The 20791-nt window shown below is 68.8% G+C and carries 19 protein-coding genes and 4 pseudogenes; 13 read left to right on the forward strand and 10 right to left on the reverse strand.

Annotated elements, in window-relative coordinates; genetic code table 11:
- Nucleotides 1-17 precede the first annotated feature (17 nt).
- Nucleotides 18-377: a hypothetical protein gene (locus tag ACWDAG_RS26765; protein ID WP_450698109.1), complete on the forward strand. Its 360-nt coding sequence runs from the start codon at nt 18-20 to the stop codon at nt 375-377.
- Between the two features lie 164 nt (nt 378-541).
- Here ACWDAG_RS26765 and ACWDAG_RS26770 read toward each other — a convergent pair.
- The 3 genes and pseudogenes from ACWDAG_RS26770 to ACWDAG_RS26780 form a co-directional block, all read right to left on the reverse strand.
- Nucleotides 542-745: pseudogene (locus tag ACWDAG_RS26770) on the reverse strand (ABC transporter ATP-binding protein); the annotation flags it as partial.
- A gap of 32 nt (nt 746-777) precedes the next feature.
- A complete protein-coding gene (locus ACWDAG_RS26775; RefSeq protein WP_450698110.1) occupies nt 778-1929 on the reverse strand; it encodes an aromatic acid exporter family protein in 1152 nt (383 codons plus the stop codon).
- 472 nt (nt 1930-2401) lie between these two features.
- On the reverse strand, nt 2402-3403 hold the full coding sequence (locus ACWDAG_RS26780; RefSeq protein WP_450698111.1) for a 4,5-dihydroxyphthalate decarboxylase: 1002 nt from the start codon (nt 3401-3403) through the stop codon (nt 2402-2404).
- Nucleotides 3404-3510: 107 nt separating this feature from the next.
- Between ACWDAG_RS26780 and ACWDAG_RS26785 the strand changes: the two genes are divergently transcribed.
- Nucleotides 3511-4365 carry a LysR family transcriptional regulator gene (locus ACWDAG_RS26785; protein ID WP_450698112.1) on the forward strand — a complete coding sequence of 285 codons (855 nt, stop codon included), beginning with the start codon at nt 3511-3513 and terminating at the stop codon, nt 4363-4365.
- Between the two features lie 415 nt (nt 4366-4780).
- On the opposite strand, the gene ACWDAG_RS26790 is transcribed toward ACWDAG_RS26785, so the two are convergent.
- Entirely contained in the window at nt 4781-5950 is a 1170-nt protein-coding gene (locus ACWDAG_RS26790; RefSeq protein WP_450698113.1) for a PucR family transcriptional regulator, read from the reverse strand.
- Between the two features lie 348 nt (nt 5951-6298).
- Here ACWDAG_RS26790 and ACWDAG_RS26795 point away from each other — a divergent pair, with 348 nt between their 5' ends.
- The 4 genes and pseudogenes from ACWDAG_RS26795 to ACWDAG_RS26810 all read left to right on the forward strand — a co-directional run.
- Complete coding sequence (locus ACWDAG_RS26795; RefSeq protein ID WP_450698114.1) at nt 6299-7285, forward strand: Glu/Leu/Phe/Val dehydrogenase dimerization domain-containing protein; 987 nt, start codon at nt 6299-6301, stop codon at nt 7283-7285.
- The gene (locus tag ACWDAG_RS26800) at nt 7282-8136 is read left to right on the forward strand and encodes an MFS transporter (RefSeq protein WP_450698115.1); all 855 of its coding nucleotides are present in this window, start codon (nt 7282-7284) and stop codon (nt 8134-8136) included. The genes ACWDAG_RS26795 and ACWDAG_RS26800 overlap by 4 nt, the downstream gene beginning before the upstream one ends.
- A 36-nt stretch (nt 8137-8172) precedes the next feature.
- On the forward strand, nt 8173-8469 hold the full coding sequence (locus tag ACWDAG_RS26805) for a hypothetical protein (RefSeq protein ID WP_450698116.1): 297 nt from the start codon (nt 8173-8175) through the stop codon (nt 8467-8469).
- 262 nt (nt 8470-8731) lie between these two features.
- A pseudogene (locus ACWDAG_RS26810) lies at nt 8732-9645 on the forward strand (nSTAND1 domain-containing NTPase); the annotation flags it as partial.
- On the opposite strand, the gene ACWDAG_RS26815 reads toward ACWDAG_RS26810, so the two are convergent.
- On the reverse strand, nt 9553-9885 hold the full coding sequence (locus ACWDAG_RS26815; RefSeq protein WP_450698230.1) for a transposase family protein: 333 nt from the start codon (nt 9883-9885) through the stop codon (nt 9553-9555). The pseudogene ACWDAG_RS26810 and the gene ACWDAG_RS26815 overlap by 93 nt on opposite strands.
- A 446-nt stretch (nt 9886-10331) precedes the next feature.
- Here ACWDAG_RS26815 and ACWDAG_RS26820 point away from each other — a divergent pair.
- Both ACWDAG_RS26820 and ACWDAG_RS26825 read left to right on the forward strand, forming a co-directional pair.
- Nucleotides 10332-11475: pseudogene (locus ACWDAG_RS26820) on the forward strand (IS256 family transposase).
- Nucleotides 11472-11939 (forward strand): hypothetical protein, encoded by a 468-nt coding sequence (locus ACWDAG_RS26825; protein ID WP_450698117.1) that lies wholly within the window; start codon nt 11472-11474, stop codon nt 11937-11939. The pseudogene ACWDAG_RS26820 and the gene ACWDAG_RS26825 overlap by 4 nt, the downstream one beginning before the upstream one ends.
- Nucleotides 11940-12548: 609 nt before the next feature.
- Here ACWDAG_RS26825 and ACWDAG_RS26830 read toward each other — a convergent pair.
- Entirely contained in the window at nt 12549-13268 is a 720-nt protein-coding gene (locus tag ACWDAG_RS26830) for a helix-turn-helix transcriptional regulator (RefSeq protein ID WP_450698118.1), read from the reverse strand.
- A 16-nt stretch (nt 13269-13284) separates the two neighbouring features.
- The gene (locus ACWDAG_RS26835) at nt 13285-14217 is read right to left on the reverse strand and encodes an alpha/beta hydrolase (RefSeq protein WP_450698119.1); all 933 of its coding nucleotides are present in this window, start codon (nt 14215-14217) and stop codon (nt 13285-13287) included.
- 196 nt (nt 14218-14413) lie between these two features.
- Between ACWDAG_RS26835 and ACWDAG_RS26840 the strand changes: the two are divergent.
- Nucleotides 14414-14797 (forward strand): annotated as a pseudogene (locus ACWDAG_RS26840) (IS982 family transposase); the annotation flags it as partial.
- Here the strand turns inward: ACWDAG_RS26840 and ACWDAG_RS26845 are convergent.
- Nucleotides 14798-15700, reverse strand: coding sequence for a LysR family transcriptional regulator (locus ACWDAG_RS26845; protein WP_450698120.1), 903 nt, complete (start codon nt 15698-15700; stop codon nt 14798-14800). It lies immediately after the preceding pseudogene.
- A 187-nt stretch (nt 15701-15887) separates the two neighbouring features.
- Here ACWDAG_RS26845 and ACWDAG_RS26850 point away from each other — a divergent pair, with 187 nt between their 5' ends.
- Entirely contained in the window at nt 15888-16181 is a 294-nt protein-coding gene (locus ACWDAG_RS26850) for a DUF1330 domain-containing protein (protein ID WP_450698231.1), read from the forward strand.
- Between the two features lie 599 nt (nt 16182-16780).
- On the forward strand, nt 16781-16996 hold the full coding sequence (locus ACWDAG_RS26855; protein WP_450698121.1) for a hypothetical protein: 216 nt from the start codon (nt 16781-16783) through the stop codon (nt 16994-16996).
- A 189-nt stretch (nt 16997-17185) separates the two neighbouring features.
- Here the strand turns inward: ACWDAG_RS26855 and ACWDAG_RS26860 are convergent, their stop codons facing one another.
- Complete coding sequence (locus tag ACWDAG_RS26860; RefSeq protein WP_450698122.1) at nt 17186-17584, reverse strand: hypothetical protein; 399 nt, start codon at nt 17582-17584, stop codon at nt 17186-17188.
- 794 nt (nt 17585-18378) lie between these two features.
- Here ACWDAG_RS26860 and ACWDAG_RS26865 point away from each other — a divergent pair.
- Both ACWDAG_RS26865 and ACWDAG_RS26870 read left to right on the forward strand, forming a co-directional pair.
- Complete coding sequence (locus ACWDAG_RS26865) at nt 18379-18813, forward strand: hypothetical protein (RefSeq protein ID WP_450698123.1); 435 nt, start codon at nt 18379-18381, stop codon at nt 18811-18813.
- A 458-nt stretch (nt 18814-19271) separates the two neighbouring features.
- Nucleotides 19272-19547 (forward strand): hypothetical protein, encoded by a 276-nt coding sequence (locus ACWDAG_RS26870; protein ID WP_450698124.1) that lies wholly within the window; start codon nt 19272-19274, stop codon nt 19545-19547.
- A 352-nt stretch (nt 19548-19899) separates the two neighbouring features.
- On the opposite strand, the gene ACWDAG_RS26875 is transcribed toward ACWDAG_RS26870, so the two are convergent.
- On the reverse strand, nt 19900-20139 hold the full coding sequence (locus ACWDAG_RS26875) for a hypothetical protein (RefSeq protein WP_450698125.1): 240 nt from the start codon (nt 20137-20139) through the stop codon (nt 19900-19902).
- Nucleotides 20140-20791: the final 652 nt, after the last annotated feature.

Here is a 20791-nt window from a genome sequence, read left to right on the forward strand (position 1 = left end):
GAGCCTTGAGCTGCTCGGTGTCCACCCCGCGCCGGGAGTTGCCCGGCGTAGGCCAGGCCTCGGGGCGGGGCTGGCTGACCGGCGCTGTGCGCACACCAGTGGTGCGGCTCCACGACCGCACGCTGAGCGCCCTCACCCTGCTACGCCGACTCACCGGACACCTGCCCGAGGACGACCTGCACCTCGCGCAGGCCCTCGCCGACTCCGCCACACCGGTCCTGATGCACGGGTCGACCGAGCCGACCCGCGGTGACGACGTCATCACGCGCGTGCAAAGCGTCATCGCGGCGAAGACCACCCTGGAGATCGCCAAGGGCATGATCGCCGAGTACGCCGGGGTGCCCCTCTCCGAGGCCGCCCGACTGCTCAACGCTTAGGCCGGCCCACGGCCACGTCCGTCTCACCGAGACCACCTACGCACTGGTCACCCGCAGCATGCAGCCGGCCGCCAGCCTTGACGGGCAGCCGCAACGCTGACCACCCCCGCACCGGCGACCCACTGCGCGACGGCCGGCGGTCGCTGCGTTATCAGCTTCACGGGCGGTAGCCGTGGGCAGCTCGATTCCTGCCCCACCCCGCGCGCGTGCAGCGTCTCACGCACCGCGTGCGTGCCGTCCGGGTGCTCGTCGCCGTCGGTGACCTCGATCGCGAGGGTGGTCGTGGTCTGCGTGAAGTCCGTGGTGGAGCTGGAGCGCAGGAGCCTGCCACCGTCGATCACGACGACGTGGTCACAGGTGCAGCGCAGAAAGCGACCTTCACCGTACTGCGGGCGACAGCTCAGTCCTGGGCGAGTTGATCGGCAAGGCGATGCGCCTGGCCCAGCAGCGTTCCGTAGGTCACCAGCGCGTCGGGGTCGTCGGGCACGGCTTCCGGCAGCCGCCGACGGAACTCGTCGAGCGCGCGGTGGAGTTCCCCGACTGCCTCGCGCAGCCGCCTCGCGCAGCAGTCGTCTCGACGGCTCGGGGCGAACCGGGACTGACCGTACAGCCGGACGGCGTCCGCCGCATGACGCAGGAAGTCCGCGTAGGCGCGGGTGAGTCTGGCGGTCGGCGGGACCGCACTCCCCCCGGCGATCTCCCGTACGGTCCGGGTCATGCCCGCCGTGTGGACAGCGACGTAGTCGAGGACAGCCAGAGCATCGGCGTACGCCCGGCCGGGCGCGGAAGGGGACCGCTCGTGGCGGCCGCGTGGATTGCCGCGCATGCTTTCTCGACTCCAGCGGATCGCCGAACCAGCCCGGTCGACCAGGCGGCCCAGACGCAGTGCGCGCTCGTGCCATTCCCCGGCCGCGCGGCCGTCCCACCCCCCGGTGGCCAGACCGTCGGCCACCGCGTCCAGGAGCTCCTGCGCCTCACGGGCCGCGTCCTCCAACGCCGCGCGGGCGTCGCGCAAGTACACCGGAGGCCGGATCAGCGCGTTGATCACCACTCCGACCACCGCGCCGAAGACCGCCTCCGCGATGCGGGCGGCCCCCGAGACGACGGTGACCTCGCCGCCGGTCAGCACGAAGAGCGCACCGGTCGCCGCGTAGATGCCCTGGCTCCCCAGGCGCTGCCACTGCCCCAGAAGCAACACCGCCGGGAGGACGAGGGCCATCGTGACCATCGTGTTGTCCACCAGTAGCGCCACCAGGGTTGCGACCGTCGTACCCACCGCGATCGACGCGAGTTGCTGCAGCCCGTGCGCCACCGACCTGTACACCGTCGACTCCACCAGCACCACGGCGACCCACGGCGCCACGAAGGCCATCGGCGCCTGGAGCCACCATCCCACGACCGCCCACGCCGCCCAGGCGGCCAGCGCCGCCTTGCCCGCCTGCACCACCACATCCCGCTCGGGCCCCGGGCCGGCCCCCGCCCGCCGCACCGCTCGTACGCCGACCCCCACCCGCCACCGGACGCTCCGGGCCGAACTACGCATCCACTCCATGGGAAGCAAGTGCCACACCAGCGACAGGACGCACCCGACGAGAGCGACTTCACTCGGTTTGACGGCCTCCAAGATCCCGGCAGCGTGCGACGGACTCTCCGCCGACGACCAGACAAGCGCCCAGTTCAACGGCTCGCAGAAACGGAACAAGGAAAACCAGCAGGAGGCTCGGAAGTGCCTCGAAGACCCGACCTGCACCGCCCTACCGATGCCGTAGGCCGAGGCGGCTGACCCTCGGTCACTCTGAGGGCTGCGGCCTCATCCGGCCGATCATCCGCGCGACCTCCTCCGGGGTCACCCACCGCACCTTGCGGCGGAACACGTCCTTGACCTCGAAGAAGCACGAGAACCTGCCCACGGGCCGATCTCCCGGCATTCGTTCAGGCTGGCTGTGACGGCGGTCATTTGGAACCACCGTGGCGGCTGGAATCGGCCCCACTCTGTGAAGATCGCTGCTCGTGAAGGCGGGCGGTCAGGTGTCGAGCGATTCGGCGGCGAAGACGTCTTCGATCCGCCATTGCCGGCTGGTCAGGCCCTGCTGGTGGTGATAGCGCAGGCAGGTGTCGAGGGCGGCGCGGTTGGCCGCAATGCCGTAGGGCCACCAGTCCTCGGGGAACTCTTCATCGTTGCGATCCACCAGGGCGTTCATCCACGGAATCATGGTCTGGACCTGATAGAGCCTGCGGTTTTGGCGGTAGCGTGCGGCAGCGGCGTTCTTCGCCTGGGAAAAGGCACGGAAGACGCCGTGTGCGAGTCCGGGATGGTCCTCTAGCAGTTCCCGCCGGATGACGATGGTGTGCATTATCGGGAAGATCTTGGTTCGCCGGTAGTAGTCGCGTTCCAGTGGCTCGAAGTCGGGAAACAGCCGGGTGACGTTTGCCGATCCGTCGAGCATGCACTGGGGGACGTTCGCCGAGAACAGCGCGTCGATCTCACCTGCGTCGAGCATCGCGCTCAGAGTCTTTCCCTCGGGTGCGACGCGCACGTCGACTTCGGCCGGGTGCGGATGCGGGATGAAGTCGAAGGGGGGCGAGGGGTGTTCGAGGCCGCCGATCACCCATAGGCTCTCCTCGGGTTTGAATCCGTACTCGTCCATCAGGATCCCTTTGGCCCACACACCGGAGTCCTGCCCGTAGACGCCGAACTCGCCGATGGTCCTGCCGGCGAGATCGCTCGGTTCCCTGATGCCGCTGTGGATGTTGACGAAGATGCACGAGTGGCGGAACACGCGGTTCGGGAAGATCGGCAACGCTACGTACGGCAGTCCTGTCTCCAGCAACCGAAGGTAGAACGTGAGACCGAGCTCGGCGACGTCGAACTCGTTTCCGCGGATCAGCCGGTCGAAGAGTTCCGGCAGGGTGGCTCCGGTCTTCATTGTGACGTCGATGCAGTCGGTGCTTACGGTTCCGTCGAGCAGGGCCCGCGTGGTGTCGTACGGGAAGCATCCGACCGTGAGGGCAGGGGTGGTGGCCATGAATACTCCTCCTCGTCGGCTCTGCTGCTTCCATCGTTGGCCGTCGGTCTGTCTGCTGTCCAAGACCCGTTGGGAACGCCCGATACCGCACGGGTATCGTGTTTGAGGTGGACCTTCGCTCGCTCCGGTATTTCGTCGCCGTCGCCGAGGAGGGCCACATCGGCCGGGCCGCGAACCGCCTGCACATGACGCAGCCGCCACTGAGCCGCGCGATCCGGCAGCTTGAGGACGAACTCGGCGCCCTCCTGTTCGAACGCACGCCCAAGGGCGTCACCGTCACGCCCGCTGGCAAGGTCCTGTACGACGAAACGGGGGCGTTGCTGGGGCGAGCCGATCGGATCCGCAGGCGAGTGGCCGCCGCAGCGGGGACGGCACCCCTCGCCGTCGGGACACTGGCGGACGCGGCCGAACAGGTCGGCGGCCGACTGGTCCCGCTCTTCCGGGCCCGCTATCCACACGTCCACGTCAGCATCCACGAATCCGACCTCGGCGACCCCACAGCCGGACTCCGCGCAGGGCTGGTAGACGTGGCCATCACCCGAACTCCCTTCGACGACACCGGCATCAGCATGCACGTCCTGCGCTCGGTACCTGTCGGTGTAGTCATGCGTGACGATGACCCGTTCGCCGGTTACGCCTCGGTCTCGTCGGGAGACCTCGCCGACCGCCGGTGGGTCCGGCTGCCGGAGGGCGCCGATCCGGTGTGGACGGCGTACTGGACCGGCAACGGAGACAACGACGCGTCGCCGGTCATGCGAACGATCCAGGAGTGCCTGCAAGGGGTCCTGTGGAACGGCACATCGGCTCTCGCTCCCATCGATCAGCCGCTGCCCGCCGGTCTGGTTGTCGTCCCGCTGGCTGATCGCCCGCCCAGTGATCTCGTCGTGGCCTGGCCACGGGCAGCAAGCAGCCCACTGGTACGCGGCTTTGTCCAAGTCGCAAAGCACGGCTGGCACACCTGAAACAAGCGCCGGTGCTACGGGACTCAGCTCATCACCACAGCTCAGGGTCACCCACCACGAGGGCTGCCACCTCCCGTGTGCTGACCTGAAACTTCCAGCTCCATCCGCTGGTGGCGATCTACCGGACCGAGCGCGTCCCCATCCCACCTGCGTCAACGGGAACAGAGAAGTGCTACGGCGTGACGAGGATTTCTACAACTCCCATAGGCCGCATCAGGGCATCACCAACACCCGCCCGCTGCAACCGCTCCCCACACCGACCACCGACCCGGACGCCGTCGCCCACCTCGGCATACGACGACGCGACCGCCTCGGCGGATCCTCCACGAGTACGAAACATGCCGCGTGACTTGCGCGGACGAGGTTTCCGGCAAGGGCAATGTCACCGAGTTGCGGCCCTGGCCGGATGAGAGTTTCAGAGTGTCGGCAGGCCGAGCGCGATCATGGTGGACGACAGTCCGTGCCAGGTGCGTACGTCCCAGTCGGTGAGTTGCTGCCAGCGCTGAAGGCGGTACTTCACAGTGTTCGGATGCACGTGCAGGACGCGGGCTGTCGCGGTGAGCGAGAAGCCGTGCTCGGCGAAACTGAGCACGGTCTCTGCCAGGTCGGGGTGTTGTTGCGCGGCCTCTCGGCGCGGTTCGAGCAGCACCGCGAAGCGTTGCGCCGTGGGCGCCAAGGTGGCGAGCAGCCAGTGGTCTGCGAAGGATTTCACCTGTCCCGGATCCGTCAGGGGCAGCGCCGCTCTCGCGTCCGCCATGCTCATCGCGGCGCCGGGGAGCCCGGTCCGCGGCAGGCCGATGCCGAAGCTCGCGTCAGGGTTCTGCCGCTGGGCCGCTTCGACCACGGCCTGCGGCGAGATGTCCTGGACCAGGGCGATCATGAGGTTGCCGCGGGTCGCGCAGCGCAGCGTGCCCGGCCACCGGCGGTGCCGCAGATCCATCATGCGCTCGTCGGTCCAGGCCTCGGCCGGTGAGCACAGCGCCTGGAACCCGCCGGCAGGGTCGAAGGTGAGGGCGGCAGCCAGTTGTTCGAGGTCGACGCCGGCGGGCGCGGCGGTGGCAAGTCCGTCGAGGAACTGGTGGGTCAGCCTCAGGAGCGTGGCATCGGCAGCGCGGACGGCAACGCCGTACGCCTCGGCGGCCGCGCTGCTGGAAGCCTGCACCCACGTCCAGACCATCCCGACGATCGAAAGGAGTTGGGCGCCGGCCCGGGTGTCGTGCGACTGAGCACGCGCGAGCAGCACGTTCCACATCTCGCGGTAGCCGACGTGGTAGGCCTCGATGAGGGCATGCAGCGGCAGGCCGGTGGCGGCGCGTTCGACTCCGAGAGCATGTGCGGCCTCGACCTCTTCGCGGGTGGGCGAGCGGCGTGCGGCCACGCCGGTCAGCAGTCCCTGGTAGTGACGGGTGACGTCGCGTTCCTGCTGCTCGCGGTCCACGATCTGATAGCTCGGGATCTCGAGCCGTATGCGGTCGACGATCCTCGGGATCACCGTGGGCAGTTCTGCGGCGAGTGATGCGCAGAGTTCGACGACGGGCTGCCACGCCGCGGCGGTGTCGCCCCGCGCCCCGGTCCCTTCGGTCACGGGCTCCACCATGGCCCCTCCCGATATGTGGATTTCGTCGTGCTCCCTCTCGCGATTGCGTTGCAGCGGCGCTGCGACCACGCCTCGACGATAGGAGATCAAGAACGCGCACGCTGCACTTTTGTGGACTTCGCAAAAACGGTGCGGGGAAGTTCTCGGATTCGGTTCTGGTCCCGCGGACCGGTCGTCAGCAGGCTGGACAGGGGACGCCGCCGGGGCCTGGTCCCCAGCGATGGGTCGAAAACACCTGGGTGCACGGGAGGACGCGTGGAGACTCCGATGGAGTTCAGTCATGAATCGGTCGTGGTGCGACGCGGGCGGCGAAGCCGCCGGCCGATCGTCGTCGCAGTGCACTCCACTGCTCTCGGCCGTGCGGTCGGCGGCTGCCGGATGTGGGCGTACGACAGCTGGGAGGACGGCCTGCGCGACGCGCTGCGCCTGTCCGAGGGCATGACCCGTAAGTGCGCTGCCGCCGGACTGCCGAACGGCGGCGGGAAGACGGTCGTGGTCCTTCCCACCGGGCGGAGCCTCACCGCGGACGAGCGCCGCGCGGCGCTGCACGATGTCGGCGACATCGTGGTGGAGTTCGGCGGCGCGTACGTGACCGGTCCCGACGCGGGGACCGGACCGGATGACATGGCGGTCATCGGCGAACGGACCGAGCACGTGTTCTGCCGGCCGCAGGCCGCCGGCGGAAGTGGTGACCCCTCGCCGTTCACGGCCCGGGGCGTCGTCGCCGCGCTGCGCTCGACCTGCCTGGAGCTGTTCGGCTCGCCGGACTTGGAAGGCAGGAGATTCGCGGTGATCGGTCTCGGACACGTCGGGGAGCAGATAGCCCGGCAGTTGGCGGCCGCCGGAGCCGGCCTGATCCTGAGCGACGTCGACCCGGCGAAGCGCTCCCTCGGCGCGGAACTGGGCGCGGTGTTCGCCGCACCCGACGCGGCGGCCACCGCCGAGGTGGACGTGCTCGTCCCCTCCGCGCTCGGCGGCCTGCTGACCCGGGATCTGGTGGCACGGCTGCGCTGCGGCGCGGTGGCGGGCGCGGCCAACAACCAACTGGCCGATCCCGGCGTGGCGGAGCTGTTGCGGGAGCGCGAGATCCTCTGGGCCCCCGACTACATCGCCAACGCCGGCGGTGTGGTCAACGCGGTCTCTCGCGAAGTCCTGGGCGACGAACCGGAGGAAGCGGTCAAGCGCATCGAGTCCATCGCCCACACGCTGACCGGCCTGTTCGAAACGGCCGCGCGCACGAAGATCACGACCGCGCAGGCCGCCGACGACCTCGCGCGCCGGCGCCTTGCCGCAGCGGTTCCCACCGCGCCGGAACCGGCATGAACCCCCGGGTATACGTGCTGGCCCTGGCCACTTTCACCGTCGGCACTGAGGGGTATGTCATCGCCGGCGTGCTGCCGGAGGTCGCGCACTCCATGCATGTGTCCGTGTCGGTGTGCGGGCAACTGGTCACGGTCTTCGCGCTGGTCTACGCCCTGGGCGGGCCGCCGCTGATCGGCGCTTTCCGCAGAGTGCCGCCGAAGTCGGTGCTGATCGGGGCCATGCTGGTTTTCGCGCTCAGCAACGCCCTCGCGGCGTGCGCACTCGACTATGTCGTGCTCGCCGCGGCGCGCGTGCTGGCCGCGGCGAGCGCGGCCCTGCTGGCCGCGCCGGCCGCCGCCGCGGCGGCGCTGTGCCGTCCGCACGACATGCCCAACGCGATCGCGGTAACCGCCAGCGGCAACGCGCTGGCGCTCACTCTGGGCGCGCCGCTCGGCACCTTGATCGGCGGACTGTTCGGCTGGCGGGGTACGTTCCTGTTCGTCACGGTCCTGGCGCTGGTCACTGCGTTGATGCTGGCGGCTTTGCTGCCGACGGTGCCGGTGGCTCCCGTGGGCACCGGCCGGGCCGAACTGCTGCGCGACCCGGCCGTCCGGTGGAGTCTGCTGACCACCTTCGGGGTCTTCCTCACCGCGTACTGCACCTACACGTATCTTGCGCCGATCGTCGAGCGGGCGACCGGGATGGGAAGCCAGGGTGTCGCGGCGCTGATGATCGTCTTCGGTGCGGGTGCGTTGCTGGCCGGGCGCACGATCGGCAGGATCCTGGTCAAGGTGCCCGTGGCACGGGTGCTGCGCGTGGCTCTCTCGCTGATGGCGCTGCTCCTCGCAGCCATTGCCGTCGGCACCGCCTGACATCCCCGCACCACCGCGGCGATCGCCGCGTTTCCGGTGCTGTTCTGCCTGGGTGCCGCCTGGTGCTGCGGCGGGGTCTCCCAGCAGACACGGATCGCCGCCCTGGCGCCCGGGCAGCGGTCCCTGGCGCTGGGGGTGCACTTCTCCGTGCAGTTCCTGGGAGTCGCCGTCGGCGGTGCCGTCGGCGGCGTCGCCCTGTCGGCGGGAGGACCGGTGGTCGTTCCAGCCCTGTCTGCGCTGATCGCGTGCGTATCGCTGCTCTCCGTGCGGCGGACCGTTCCGGAACCGGCCGAGACGCCGGCTCGCGAGGCGCGCGCGACGATCCCGCGGTGATCACCACGCGGGAGTGAGCAGTGGGACCAACCGGGAGAGTTACTCAGAAGCGCCTTCGCATGCGGGGGCGGTTCTGGTGTGTGAAGGGTTGCTCCTGGGGTGCGGAGGCTTCAATGCACCTGCCGCAGGTCACGGCCGTGGCGTTGCGGCGGTGGCCAAAGGAGACGCCTTCGGATTGCGCTCCTGCCACGAGATCCGTACCTTGTCCGGCCTCAACGCCGCGTCCACGGGGGAAGCGGGCAGCTGGAGGGGTGAGCTGTCGATGGCGGGACGTCCGGAGAGTCCACTGGATCCCAGCACCGGGCCGGTGGCGCGGTTCGCGGCCGAGTTGCGCAAACTCCGGGCGGAGGCCGGGAGTCCGACCTACCGAGTGATGGCGCAGCGCACGGGTCAGGGGACGAGCACCCTGTCGCAGGCTGCTGGTGGTGAGCGGCTGCCGACCCTGCCCGTAGCGCTGGCCTATGTGAAGGCGTGCGGCGGTGATCCGCAGGAGTGGGAGGAGCGTTGGCGGCAGGCGGCCGCTGAAGCAGCGGCGGAGCCCCGGGCCGAGGATGAGGATGCCGAGCCTCCGTACCGGGGTCTGGCCCGCTTCGAGCCGGGCGACGCCGATCTGTTCTTCGGCCGCGACGAGCTCACCGACCGCCTGGCCGATCTGACCCGTTCCCGACGGTTCACCGCCGTGTTCGGTCCATCCGGCAGCGCAAGTCCTCTCTCCTGCGCGCCGGCCTCATCCCCTGCCTGCGTGCCTCGGACCCGGCCGGCCCCCAGCCGGCCGCGCTACGCGTCCTCACTCCCGGCGAGCACCCCCTGCGCACCCATGAGCAGCGGCTGGCCCCGAAGGACGGCGACGGGGACACCTGGCTGATCGTGGACCAGTTCGAAGAGCTTTACACCCTCTGCCACGACCCGGACGAGCGCGACCAGTTCATCGATCGTCTCCTGAGCGCCACTGATCCCGGGAACAGATTGCGCGTTGTCATCTCCGTACGCGCGGACTTCCTCGGGCGCTGTGCCGAACACTCCGCTCTGACTGCTGTGTTGCAGGACGGCACCGTCCTTGTCGGGCCCATGAGCCGCGACGAGTTACGCCCGGCCATCGTCAAACCTGCACAGGCCGCCGGACTGATGGTGGAGCGCTCTCGTCCGTCGCCCGCACGAAGCGACTGGGCAGGCGAAGCGGCGGACTCGCAGACAGAGCACCACCCGGCGCCCCGCGCTGGGAACATCCGTGGAAAACCGCAGGTAGGAGCTATGAACCCGGATCGACCAGTTCCCGCAGCCCGAACACGCCGAACCGCTCGTTGTGCTGCGGGCCTCGACTCGTATCGTCTCGTTGCTCACGTCCACCGACACCACCGACACGTCCGCGATCGACGGGAACAGCAACTCCTCCAGCCGGAGGACCAGTTCTTCCACGGTGCCGAACTGTCAGGTACTCGAAGTCACCACTGATCATTTTCGGGCGAACTTTCAGGAGACCAACACGACCACCAACCGTGACTCAGCGTGCGCAGGTCACGGAACTTGAGCCAGAACCCGAGAGCGGACAGCACTTGTTCAACCGTTCCAACAGCACAGCTCACCCGCTGCGTTGTTTGGACACCCCGGGAAACGCGGCGGCAAGGTCAGCGGTGGCGAGCGGCACGGGAGTGTCGAGCGCGCCGTTGTGCGGCACCCTTCTGCTCCGGGGTCGCGTGGCGCACGCAGACTCCCGGGTGCGGGCCGATGACGGACCAGACCTGTCAACGGTTGCCGTAGTTGTGGATCGGTTCCGGGATGGCATGCGAGGGCGTACCTTCCCGAATGATCCGTAAGGTCTCCGAGTGGGCCCGCGTCGCAGCGTGGGTCGGGAAGGGATGCCCGTGCTCAGCGTAGTCGCCGACGACGGCTCCGCCCCGTCCGGCTCCATGATCGACGAGATCGTGCGGCAAGGCGCCCGGCGGATGCCGGCCGCCGCGCTGGAAGCGGAAGTCGACCAGTACATAGCCGAGTTGGCGCCCGAGACCGACGAGCATGACCGACGTCTCGTGGTCCGCGACGGCCACCACAAGGCGAGGACCGTGGTAACCGCCGCCGCACCGGTCGAGGTCAAGACTCCGCGGGTAAACGACCGCCGCGTCGACGACGAGACCGGCGAGCGCAAGCGGTTCTCCTCGAAGATCCTTCCGTCGTGGTGCCACAAGTCCCCGAAGATCTGCGCATTGCTGCCGCTGCTCTTCCTGCACGGCCTGTCCTCCGGTGACTTCGTCCCCGGCGCTGGAACAGTTCCTCGGCGGCGCGGCCGGCCTGTCGGCCGCGACCGTGACACGGCTGATGCGGCAGCGGAGCGACGAGCACTCCGCCTTCCCCAACCGTGACCCGTCCGACCGCGACGTCGAGTACGTGCGGGCGGACGGGGTGCACCCGAAGGTGCGGCTCGGCCGGGCCCGCTCATACGTCGTGCTCCTGCTCGGGGTCCGGCGGGACGGCACGAAGGAGATGATCGCCCTGGCCGAGGGCCTGCGCGAGTCCACCGAGTCGTGGGCCGAGCTGTGGCGCGACGGCCACCGACGCGGCATGCGCGACCCCGAACTGGTCATCGGCGACGGCGCCATGGGCCTGTGGCGGGCGCTCGCCGAGGTGTTCCCGGCAGCCAGGGCGCAAAGGTGCCGGGTTCACAAAGCCCGCAACGTCGCTAACGGCCTGCCCCAGTCCGCGCAGTCCTGCGCGACGAAGGCGATGCGGGAGATCTGCAACGCCGAGGGCCGCGCCCACACCGAAAAGGCGATCGAGGCGGTCGCGAAGACCTACGGGGCAAGGTTCCCGAAGGCCGTCGCGAAGATCACCGAGGACCGTGACGAACTGCTCGCGTTCCACGATTTCCCTGCCGAGCACTGGATTCACCTGCGGGCCACCAACCCCATCGAGTCGACCATCTCCACGGTTGACCACCTGGTGTCCCTGGTCCGCGCCGGCGCACGATTCGAGAACGGCGTCCTGGTCGAGCACGAGGAGCAGGCCGCATGAACGTCCACGACATCCTGCAGAACCCCGACGAGCACGCCCGCTTCGTGGCCTATCTCGACAAGCTGGCACACGTTGCGACCCCGGACGAGGTCGACCTGGTCAGCCGCGTGCTCACCGATCCGGACCAGACGATGGCCCGGTCCGCCGTGCTGCGGCACCTGGACCGTCGAGCCGCCGACTTCTACCCCGGCCCGGCCTACGAGGGGTGGGCGCAGGCGATGACTCAGGCCACGATCGACCATCCCTTCCTGGCTCAGCGCCTGCGGGAGTGGTCACTCTTTCGCGCCATCACGCTCAAGCTGCCCTGGCAACCGGACGACCTGCTCGCGTCATCCAACTGGCTCCAGCTCATGACCGCCGCCGGGACGAACATCGAGGCCGTCGAGATCCTCGCCGAAGCCGGCCGCACCAAACGGATCCGCAACACTGCCAGGACCGGCCTCAACCGCCGCAGTGAGAGCTGAACTCACCTCACCCACAACTCTTGACTGCTGCTCGCCACCGTGACGACCTGGCCCACCGCCTCGGACTCACAGGAGTGTGACCGTGACCGGCCGGCCCCATTGCCGTAACGGAGGCGACGGGACCCCGTTGAACCGAACATCGCCTGCATGACCATCCCCTCGCGGATACGCGAGCGCCCCCCGGACCAACGGTTGTGACTGAGCACCTACTTGGCCATTGTCCCCCTTCAGTTGGCCGGTGTGCGTGATGTACCGAGAGACCTGGGTACGGCTCGGCAGGCCAACTGTCGTGTCAGCACGTGCGCGCTTCAGCCGGCCGGCGAGAGGTCGAGGTGGCCGGGTGAGCGTTCGGCTTGCCCTCAGTCCCTCTCGGGTTGGACGCGCCCGCCGCGGGCGCAGGCCGGCACCGTCGTAGCTGTGGCGTGGAAGAAGAGCATGAACTCCAGGCTCGATCCGCCGTCTTGATCATGCGGATGCGCAAGGCCTCGTCTTCTGAGCGTTCAAGGATCGCGACGGTCTCGGCGAGACCGAGTGTCCCGCCCCCGCGCCTCCGGGTATGGCGGAGCCGCGACCGGTAGCCGTGGTTATCCAGACAAGTAGTTCCGATCGTCACGGCGGGGGTATGAGTGAAGCCAGCGCGGTGGGCTGCCCCGCGCTGGCGGCGGCCGAGCCGAGCAGTAGGTCGGCCAGGTTGTGGGGTCGCGCCTGCTCACCGGTCGGAGCCGCCGCAGTGATTCGGTCCAGTCGGAAGCCTCGACCGGCCTGCCGCGTGCGGCACCAGGCGATGAGGTACCACTTGCCATCGGCGGTGAGCAGTCCAGCCGGTTCAACGGCGCGGTCGCTCTTCTGCCCGGCCGCGTCGACGTAGGACAGTCGCAGCACTGTGCTGTCGGTGAGAGCCTTCTCCACCGCGGTCCGGACCGACTCCACGGTCCGCGTCGGCATCGCGACGATCCGGCCGGCGAGGTGCTGGGCCGCCGTCGAGGCGGGGCCGGTCATCGAGGCCGCAATCTTCTGGGACGCCGTACGGACCGCGCCGGCGTAGGGCGCGGAGGCGTCGGCGGCGGCGAGCGCGGCGACCAGCGCCGCGGCCTCTTCAGCGGTGAAGCGGATCGGCGGGAGGGTCATCGCCGGGTCGATCGACCAGCCGCCGCCCCGCCCGGTTGTGGCGCGCACCGGGACACCCGCCTCCATCAGCGCCTGGAGATCGCGCTGCACCGTGCGCGTGCTCACCTCGAACCGCGCGGCGAGCGCGGCGACCGTCAACGATCGCGGCGCAGCCGCGCGCAACTCTTCCACCAGAGCGTAGAGCCGAGGAGTGCGGTTCATGGGGCGGACGCTACCGTCACACGCCTGCCAGGAAGTCCCGCTCCCGCTGCTGTTCGCGTGCGGTGATGGTCAGCGGGAACAGGGTGAAGCCGTGCATCGCGCCCGCGACGACGCCAAGGTGCACGGGCGCCCCTGCCGCCTGCCACCGCTGGGCCAGGAAGAGAGAGTCGTCCAGCAGCGGATCTTGAGCGCCGACGACGATCCGGGCGGACGGCAGGCCGGTCAGATCGGCGTACAGCGGCGAGACCTCCGGGGCGCGGCGCTCCTCCGGACCCATTCCCGGCGTGAAGAGCTCGTAGCTTCCCCGCAACGAGTCGGAGTTGCTCAGCAACCGCCGTGAGCCGAACAGCCGGTGGCTCGGTGTCATCGACAGGTCGTACGGTCCGAAGGCCAGGTTGGCCGCGCGGAACGTGCCGGTGATGCCGTGCCGGTCGCGAAGCCGCAGCAGGGTCAGGACGCTCAGGTGGGCACCGGCCGACTCGCCGCCGATCAGCAGCCGCCCTGTACCGAACTCGGCCTCGGCGTGGTCCACCAGCCACCGGGCAGCCGCTTCGCAGTCGTCGGGTCCGGCGGGGAACGGGTGCTCCGGCGCCAGGCGGTAGTCCACGCTCATTACCGCCAGCCGGGCTTCCACGGCAAGTCGCCACAGCTTCTCGTCCTGCCCGTCAGCGGAGCCGAACGCCCAGCCGCCGCCGTGTATGTGCAAGTACACGCCGTCGACGTGCTCCGGCACGAACGCCCGGACCTTCACCCTGCCCGCGACGACGCGATCCTGGCCCTGCGGCAGTCGCACTGGTGGCGTGTCGCCACCGAGCCGGTTGCGCCGCAGAAGTGCCAGCACGTCTGCATTCGGCGCTTGCCCACGAGGTGGACGGCTCGCGGCAGTAGCCTCGAACTGGGCGTTGAATGCCAGGGTCTCGGCGAGGCAGTCCTCATCTGTGATCGTCATGCGCCGACAGTCGCAGGTGCCTGCGACAACACCCTGTCACCCTTCCCCCGTGAACTGCATCACATCCCACTCCCCTACCCGCCCCACGTCCTGACGCCCAACGCCATGAGTGAGCCCGCTTCCGCAGCGAAGGAGCTGCTGACGCGACCGACCACTCGCCGCTCGCTGACGCAACGAGGATGTCCAAGATCAGTTCATGACGACCGACCTGAACACCCTCTTGACCGCGCTCCATGTGAAGATCGACGACGAGATCGAAGGAACCCGGGGCATTGGCCGACGGCCCGGGTCAGCAACTCCGAACCCGTCTGCCTGGCGGTGGCTCAGTCCATCCTGGGCTTCCGCTCCGAGGCCCGCCGGCTGAGGTTCGCTCACACGCACCTCGGTTCGACGATCTCCTACCTGCCACAACGCCCAGGCTGCAACAAGCGGTTGCGGGCGGCTCTGCCGCTGGCCAAACGGGTGATACGGCCTGGCCGCGGACACGGCCTTCTGGTCCGGCAACGTGTGGATCGCCGATTCCACCCCCGGTCCTCGGCCTCGCCACGGCAGGCGTCCGTCTCGCCTGGCTTCCTGGGCGTCAGTCCGGCAGCCAGTGCAGTTCGTGCGCCAGGGTTTTGGCGACGGCACGGATGCGGCGGTGTAGTGGCGACTGCTGGCGTGGGAGGACCAGGTGGAACGTCAGGCTGGGCGCGCCCCGTAGCGGTCGCCAGGTGAGGCCGGCCGGTTGTGCCGTGGCCGCGGCTTCTCCGGCCGGGGCGAGGGTGACCCCGTCGCGCAGGTCGCGCTGAGACATGTCGAAAGAGACTGCGGGCGTGTGGAATCGAGAGTTTGGTCGGGTGTCTCGGAACAGTGCGGACAGCTGATCGTGGATCACGGGGTTGGCCGCACGGTCCGCGAGGCGCAGCGGATACGCGGCCGCGTCGGCGATCTCGATCTCCGGGTGTTCGGCCAGCGGATGATGCTGCGCCAGCTGGACCCCGATGCGCGCACGCCGCAGCAGGAACCGGCGCACGCCACGGCCCGGTTGTTCACCGCGGGTGATCCCGGCATCGATGCGGCCGTCGGCGACCGCGGGAGAGATCTCCGGTGTCGCCATCGGGACCGCGCCGACCTCGAGTCCGCTGTTGCCGCGAATCAGCCTGTCCACCAGGGCCGGTGCCGTCTCGGCCCCGGCACTGAGGCTGTATCCGATGCGCAGCGTGCCCAGTTCACCGGCCGCCGCGCTCCTGGCGGTGTCCCATGCCCGGTCCAGCGCCGCCAGAGCGGACGGCGCGGACTCCGCCAAAGCCGCACCGGCCGTGGTCAATACGACGCTACGAGTGTTGCGCACCAGCAGAGCCGTACCGAGTTCCGCCTCCAATCGGCGCATCCGGGCGCTGAGTGCGGGCTGTGCGATACCGATCCGTGCGGCCGCGCGGGTGAAGTTCAACTCCTGCGCCAGCACCAGGAAGTACCGCAGGCTCACCGTATCCGGCGCCACATGCCCTCCCCGTCGATTGATAACGATGCGTTCTGAGTCTATGTCGAACCGGTCTTTCCCTCGGCCACGTATCAAGCCCTAGCCTGCGCATATGACGATCCAACCGACCGCATTACCCATCGCCGGGATCGATCGATCTGAGGTCAATTCGAAGTCGGACCTGTCCGGCCGAACACAGGAGGTTTCCATGGCTAAGGGCTACTGGGCCAGTGTCTACCCCGCCACCTCCGCCCCTGAGAGCCTGACTGCCTACTTCGAGCTGGCCGGTCCGGCTGTCCGGGCTGCGGGCGGGCGCACCCTGTCCCGTGGGGGTCGAGTCGTCGCGCACGAGGCTGGAATCACGCAACGCGTCGTTCTGATCGAGTTCGACAGCTTTGAACAGGCCGTCGCGGCATACACGAGCGAGGCCTACCAGAAAGCGCTGGTGGCCCTCCCCGACGGCTTCGAGCGCGACTTCCGCATCATCGAGGGCGTCGACTGACCGGCGCCCCAGCCATCGCTGAGCATCCGTCACCTGAAACGCACGCGGGGGTGAACAACGACTTATGAGAGGAGTTCGAAGCGATGCCCCGCGTCCCAGTTCGTCGTCGACGTCCTCGACGACCTGATCCCTGTCGGCGGCTCGACGCGCTACCCAACGTCGAGGATGCGGTCCAGACACGTGGCGGCCGCCGTGCTCACGACATCACCGCTCGCCGCAATGGACGAACACCAGTGCACACCGGTCCCATTGCAGGCGACCGAGTCCGCCACCCTCTCACGCGGGCACCGGCACCCCCAGTTCCACTCCGTCGAAGACCCGAAGCCTGTCCGAGCCTGGTCCGACGTGCGACCTGCCCAAGCTGCAACGCGGCGGTCGGCGACGGACCTCCACCGGATCCCCGACCACCGTGGCCGCAGGGGCGTAGCCCAACGATCCGAAGCTGGAGAAACCCCTTCGGGTGAACTTCGCATGAGTCATGACGGGACTCAGGATGGGACTCGTCGCTGGTCACGGGATGGTTGATGCGCTTGTCGGCGGCTGCCACGTGAGCTGCGCCCAGGGCGACAGTGCGGCGAAGCGGCGTGCACGGTATCCGTATGAACACACAGATGGACTGGTCGAAGAAAGTCATTCTGCGAACGCTCACCGTTGGTGCTGCCTTGGTCTTTGCTCTTGCAACAGAGTCGGCGACGACCGCGTCCGCTGCCCCCGCGTCACTCACCCCGCACGTCATCTCAAAGGCACCCGCCGCCGGCGGGGACGGGAGTATCGCCAACTGCATCGTCACGGCCTGGATCCCGGTCTGTCTGTGACAGCTGCGGCAACAGGCCCCAGCCAGCCGGTCCGGCAGTCCGGTCGCTACCCGGAAGATCGGCGAGGCCTGGTCGTGGACACCGGGGTGCGGGACAAGCTGGACTTCGTCATGGTGCCGGAATCTCAGAGCTGATGTCGGATCAGAGTCGGATACGGCACGGAGTTTGAGACTCACCAGCCGTCACCGTTCAATCCCAGACGCGTTCAGTCCTCTCATCCTGGCCATCGTCCGGAAGGCCCACGTAGACGCGCAGGGCCGCCGCCCAGCGGACCAAAGGCTCCGTGGCGTCCAGGTAAGGACTGAGCGATGACGTGAGGGTGATGTCGCCGAGCAGACCGACCGCCACCAGGTTGGTGGCCGTCACGGTCACGGAGTCCTCGACCTGTAGGCGGTGCAGGAGACAGGGCAGTACGGCGGCGGCCTCTTCGGGGAACCAGGCCGACAGGTAGGCGGCCCTGGTCCGGATGGCAGGCGCCGGATCGTCGAGGAGCGGGAGCAGCCCGGGCAGTTCGGCGCGGATCGCGTCGCAGGAGCGCAGGGCACTCGCCCGGGAGTCCATCAGCCGCCCAGCGGCCCACTCCGCCACGAATCCCTCTGATCCTGTTGCGCTTGTCCTCGTCCGGCTCGGCGGCTATTTGCTCGTCGTACCAAGCCAATGCCTCATCCATGCTCAGTTCGGCGGCTGCTGCCCGCCAAGCCTTGATGTCGATGCCGCCGGGAAGGTCGTGTTCGTCGTGCCAGTCGATCGCGAGTCTGATCAGCAGCGGCAGCACCCCGTCCCGGACTGGCTGGGGCCCGCCAGGGCGATACGGGCCAGGAAAGGCACCGCGTACGGTGAGGCGGAGTATCGGGTGCCCTGGTGAAAGATGTTGCCGAACATGGACATCAAGGCGCTCTCACGGGCGGCCTCGTCCTGGCCGCACAACGCGGTGAGCTGTCCAGGGACGTTCTGCGCTCTCCCAACGCGTGGCCCAGCTCGGCCCAATCCACCTCGTGCAGGCCTTCCAGGAGGCCTCGCTCACTGTCGATGACCTCTCGACTGTCGCACACGCCACTGACAGTGGGTTGGGTGAAAACCCACACCTGGCGGTGTGTTCGCCAGCACGGCGACCTGCCGTGGTCGCGCTCATCGGCTGAGTGTTCCAAACGTGGTCGCCCGCACCGGGGCCGCGGTCATGTTGATGCCCAGGCCCAGCGCCAACAGTTTGAACACGATCGAATTCATGGACCAGCCGCCGTAGCCGTCGCAGGGTGAGTGCCACGACGGCAGGCCCCGACCCATCACATGTGACGGGTGCGGCATCTGCTGAAGTGCAGGCCGCGCCGGCCCGTTGGTGCAGGACACGACCCCGGCGCGCGTCTAGGAAGGACCGGCCCGGCATGCGCCGAGTACCGGTGGTGACGGCCGGCGGAGGCCGGCCCGGACGGAGGGACACCACGATGCGCAGGATCACCCGCGGCGCCGCCGCGCTCGCGCTCGCCACGGCCGCGATAGCAGCAGCCGGCACCGGCTCGGCGCACGCGAACGACAGGACCGTGTACGGCTGCCCGGGCGGGGCGGTGTGCATCTACCCCGAAGGGGCAGACATCCACACGAGCTCGCCGACCAACATCTTCTACAGCTATGGCGCCCACAATCTCAGCAACCAGTACGGCAACCACTACGTGCTCAACAACCAGTACGGCGGCGCCAACGCCACCGCCCAGCTGTGCAACGGCTACAACGGCGCCGACTGCGTGATCACCATCGGACTCAACGAATTCGGCGTGTTCAACCTGACGCCGATCAACTCGGTCGTCCTGAACCGACCGTAACTGCCCGTCAGTGGATGACGCCGGCGGCGCAGCACGGCAGAGCGTCCCCGCTGACCACCGCCCGACGGCCCTGAGCTTGGGGAACAAGCTCAGGGCGTGTCACCGGCGTAGCAGAAGCGGCACGTCACGCCCGGGCCCGGAGTGCGCGATGCGCCGGAATGCGGGGTCGTACAGAGCGTGGCCGCCTGTCCACCGTGACAGCTCGCAGGGCGGTGCCGTCGTCGACTTCCTCCGGCACCGCCGGCCCGTGACAGCAGCAGTCCGCCCAGCGGCCCGCATCCGCCAAGCCAGGCAGCGCGCCCCCGGCCCGGCTGTCAGTGACACCACCAACGCGTACCGGCCGGCTTCGCTGCTCCGAAGGGCCAAGAAACCCACTCCCCCATGCCCGCAGCCTGCGGCAACCACCCGACCGAGACCCCCGTGGGCGTGGCACGTACCACAACATCCCCAACGACTGCATGGGACACCGGGTCCAGCTGTGGCACTGCATCACCAACAACGGGCAACCTGAGGCGAACCAGGTCTGGTACCAGCTTTCCGGTGACAACGACGGGTGGGCGCGACTGCAGAGCGGCTCCGACTCTGGCGGCACCTTCGACTTCATGGATGCCAAGAACTACGGCGGCAGCGACCCGTCGCAGAACGGGGACCCCGTGCTGGTCTGGGACTACCACTCCCCGACCTTGCCGGACGGACGGCACGGGGACGCACCCCAGAACTGGAACTGGACCTGACCAACCACCCGCGGCTCATTGAGGTCGCGAAGGACCTGGGGATCAACGAGACCACGCCGGCCAGTTGGGTATCGCGGACCCGCCGCGCGGGCATCGCGCCCCGCGGCGGGAGCCGGCATCCGCCTGGCAACCCCGGACGAATTCGCCGCCCTGGTCGCCGACTTCGTCGCCTGACAATGAGGAGGCGGGGGTCCAACTGTCCAGTGGACTGCGGGCTTGCGGGGCCTCGGTCGCCGAATGCATGGGCAGGGCACTGCTTCGACTGTGCGAGGGCTGGCCGGCCATTCCGTTCTGAAGATCACCGGATCGAAAACCGCTTCTCATCCAGTGATCGGCGACGGATTCGTCACACCTACGTCCCCACGCAGGCCGCGTAGTGGTCGTTCGGCGCGCCGGCGCCGAGGCAGCGGAGGTCGAGGAGAGGTTCGTTCGAGACGATCAGGCCCTGCTGAGGGGCGTTGACGGTGACCGTGGATGACGAGAAGCCGTCTCCGCCGGTGACGACCGTGTTCGTGTCGGCGGAGGCAACTCCTGCACTACCGCAGAAGACACTGAGAGCGAGTACCGTGATAACCGCGAACTTCCTGGACAAATCGGTTCCTTCCTGAATTCACGCATGCGCACGCCTGCATCCCAGCCGTGGCCGTGCTCGTTCACCTTGCACCGAGGTCTTCCGAGAGCAGATACAGGTGCACATCCCGGCTCCGGTCTCCTCCACGATGGCTGGTCTGCGGTGTGCGCGCACGAGGAACACCGCCAACGGTGAACCCGGCGACTCGCGGTGGAGCCCGCGACCAACCTGTGGCCTGTAGCACCGGTCCGGTCTGCGGACGACGTCGACGTCGCACTGGGAGCGGAAGCCGCGGGCCACGAGCACCGGGATGTCGAACGGCGCAAGCCAGTCGGAGAGCCGCCGGCGGGGTGGCCCTTCTCCGCTGCGACGTACAGAGCGTTCCCCTGACCCTCGGTGCGGTCCAGACGGAACCAGTCCGGGGCCTCGCTCAGGAAGGTGTCCACGTCGGGCCGGGCCGCCGGGACCTAGACCTCCGACAGGGTGTCGATCAGGTCGGGGAGGCTGCCCGTGCGCCCGGGCCTTGGCCGGCTGCGAGGACGGGCGGCGGTACATCGGCGGCGTGTGCGGCAGGACGCCTTCGGCGGCCAGCCGGTACATGACCTGCCGAAGCGTGACCTTGAGCGGGGCGTATCCCCCTCCACGACCTGCCTCGCCCGGTCCACCACGGCCG

The sequence above is a fragment of the Streptomyces sp. NPDC001157 genome (assembly GCF_053598255.1).

Excerpts from the sequence above, each read along its gene's own strand:
- ACWDAG_RS26775 (WP_450698110.1), bottom strand. The coding sequence starts at position 1,929 with ATGGAGTGGATGCGTAGTTCGGCCCGGAGCGTCCGGTGGCGGGTGGGG.
- ACWDAG_RS26780 (WP_450698111.1), bottom strand. The coding sequence starts at position 3,403 with ATGGCCACCACCCCTGCCCTCACGGTCGGATGCTTCCCGTACGACACC.
- ACWDAG_RS26800 (WP_450698115.1), top strand. The coding sequence starts at position 7,282 with ATGAACCCCCGGGTATACGTGCTGGCCCTGGCCACTTTCACCGTCGGC.
- ACWDAG_RS26825 (WP_450698117.1), top strand. The coding sequence starts at position 11,472 with ATGAACGTCCACGACATCCTGCAGAACCCCGACGAGCACGCCCGCTTC.
- ACWDAG_RS26830 (WP_450698118.1), bottom strand. The coding sequence starts at position 13,268 with ATGAACCGCACTCCTCGGCTCTACGCTCTGGTGGAAGAGTTGCGCGCG.
- ACWDAG_RS26835 (WP_450698119.1), bottom strand. The coding sequence starts at position 14,217 with ATGACGATCACAGATGAGGACTGCCTCGCCGAGACCCTGGCATTCAAC.
- ACWDAG_RS26850 (WP_450698231.1), top strand. The coding sequence starts at position 15,888 with ATGGCTAAGGGCTACTGGGCCAGTGTCTACCCCGCCACCTCCGCCCCT.
- ACWDAG_RS26855 (WP_450698121.1), top strand. The coding sequence starts at position 16,781 with ATGAACACACAGATGGACTGGTCGAAGAAAGTCATTCTGCGAACGCTC.
- ACWDAG_RS26865 (WP_450698123.1), top strand. The coding sequence starts at position 18,379 with ATGCGCCGAGTACCGGTGGTGACGGCCGGCGGAGGCCGGCCCGGACGG.
- ACWDAG_RS26870 (WP_450698124.1), top strand. The coding sequence starts at position 19,272 with ATGGGACACCGGGTCCAGCTGTGGCACTGCATCACCAACAACGGGCAA.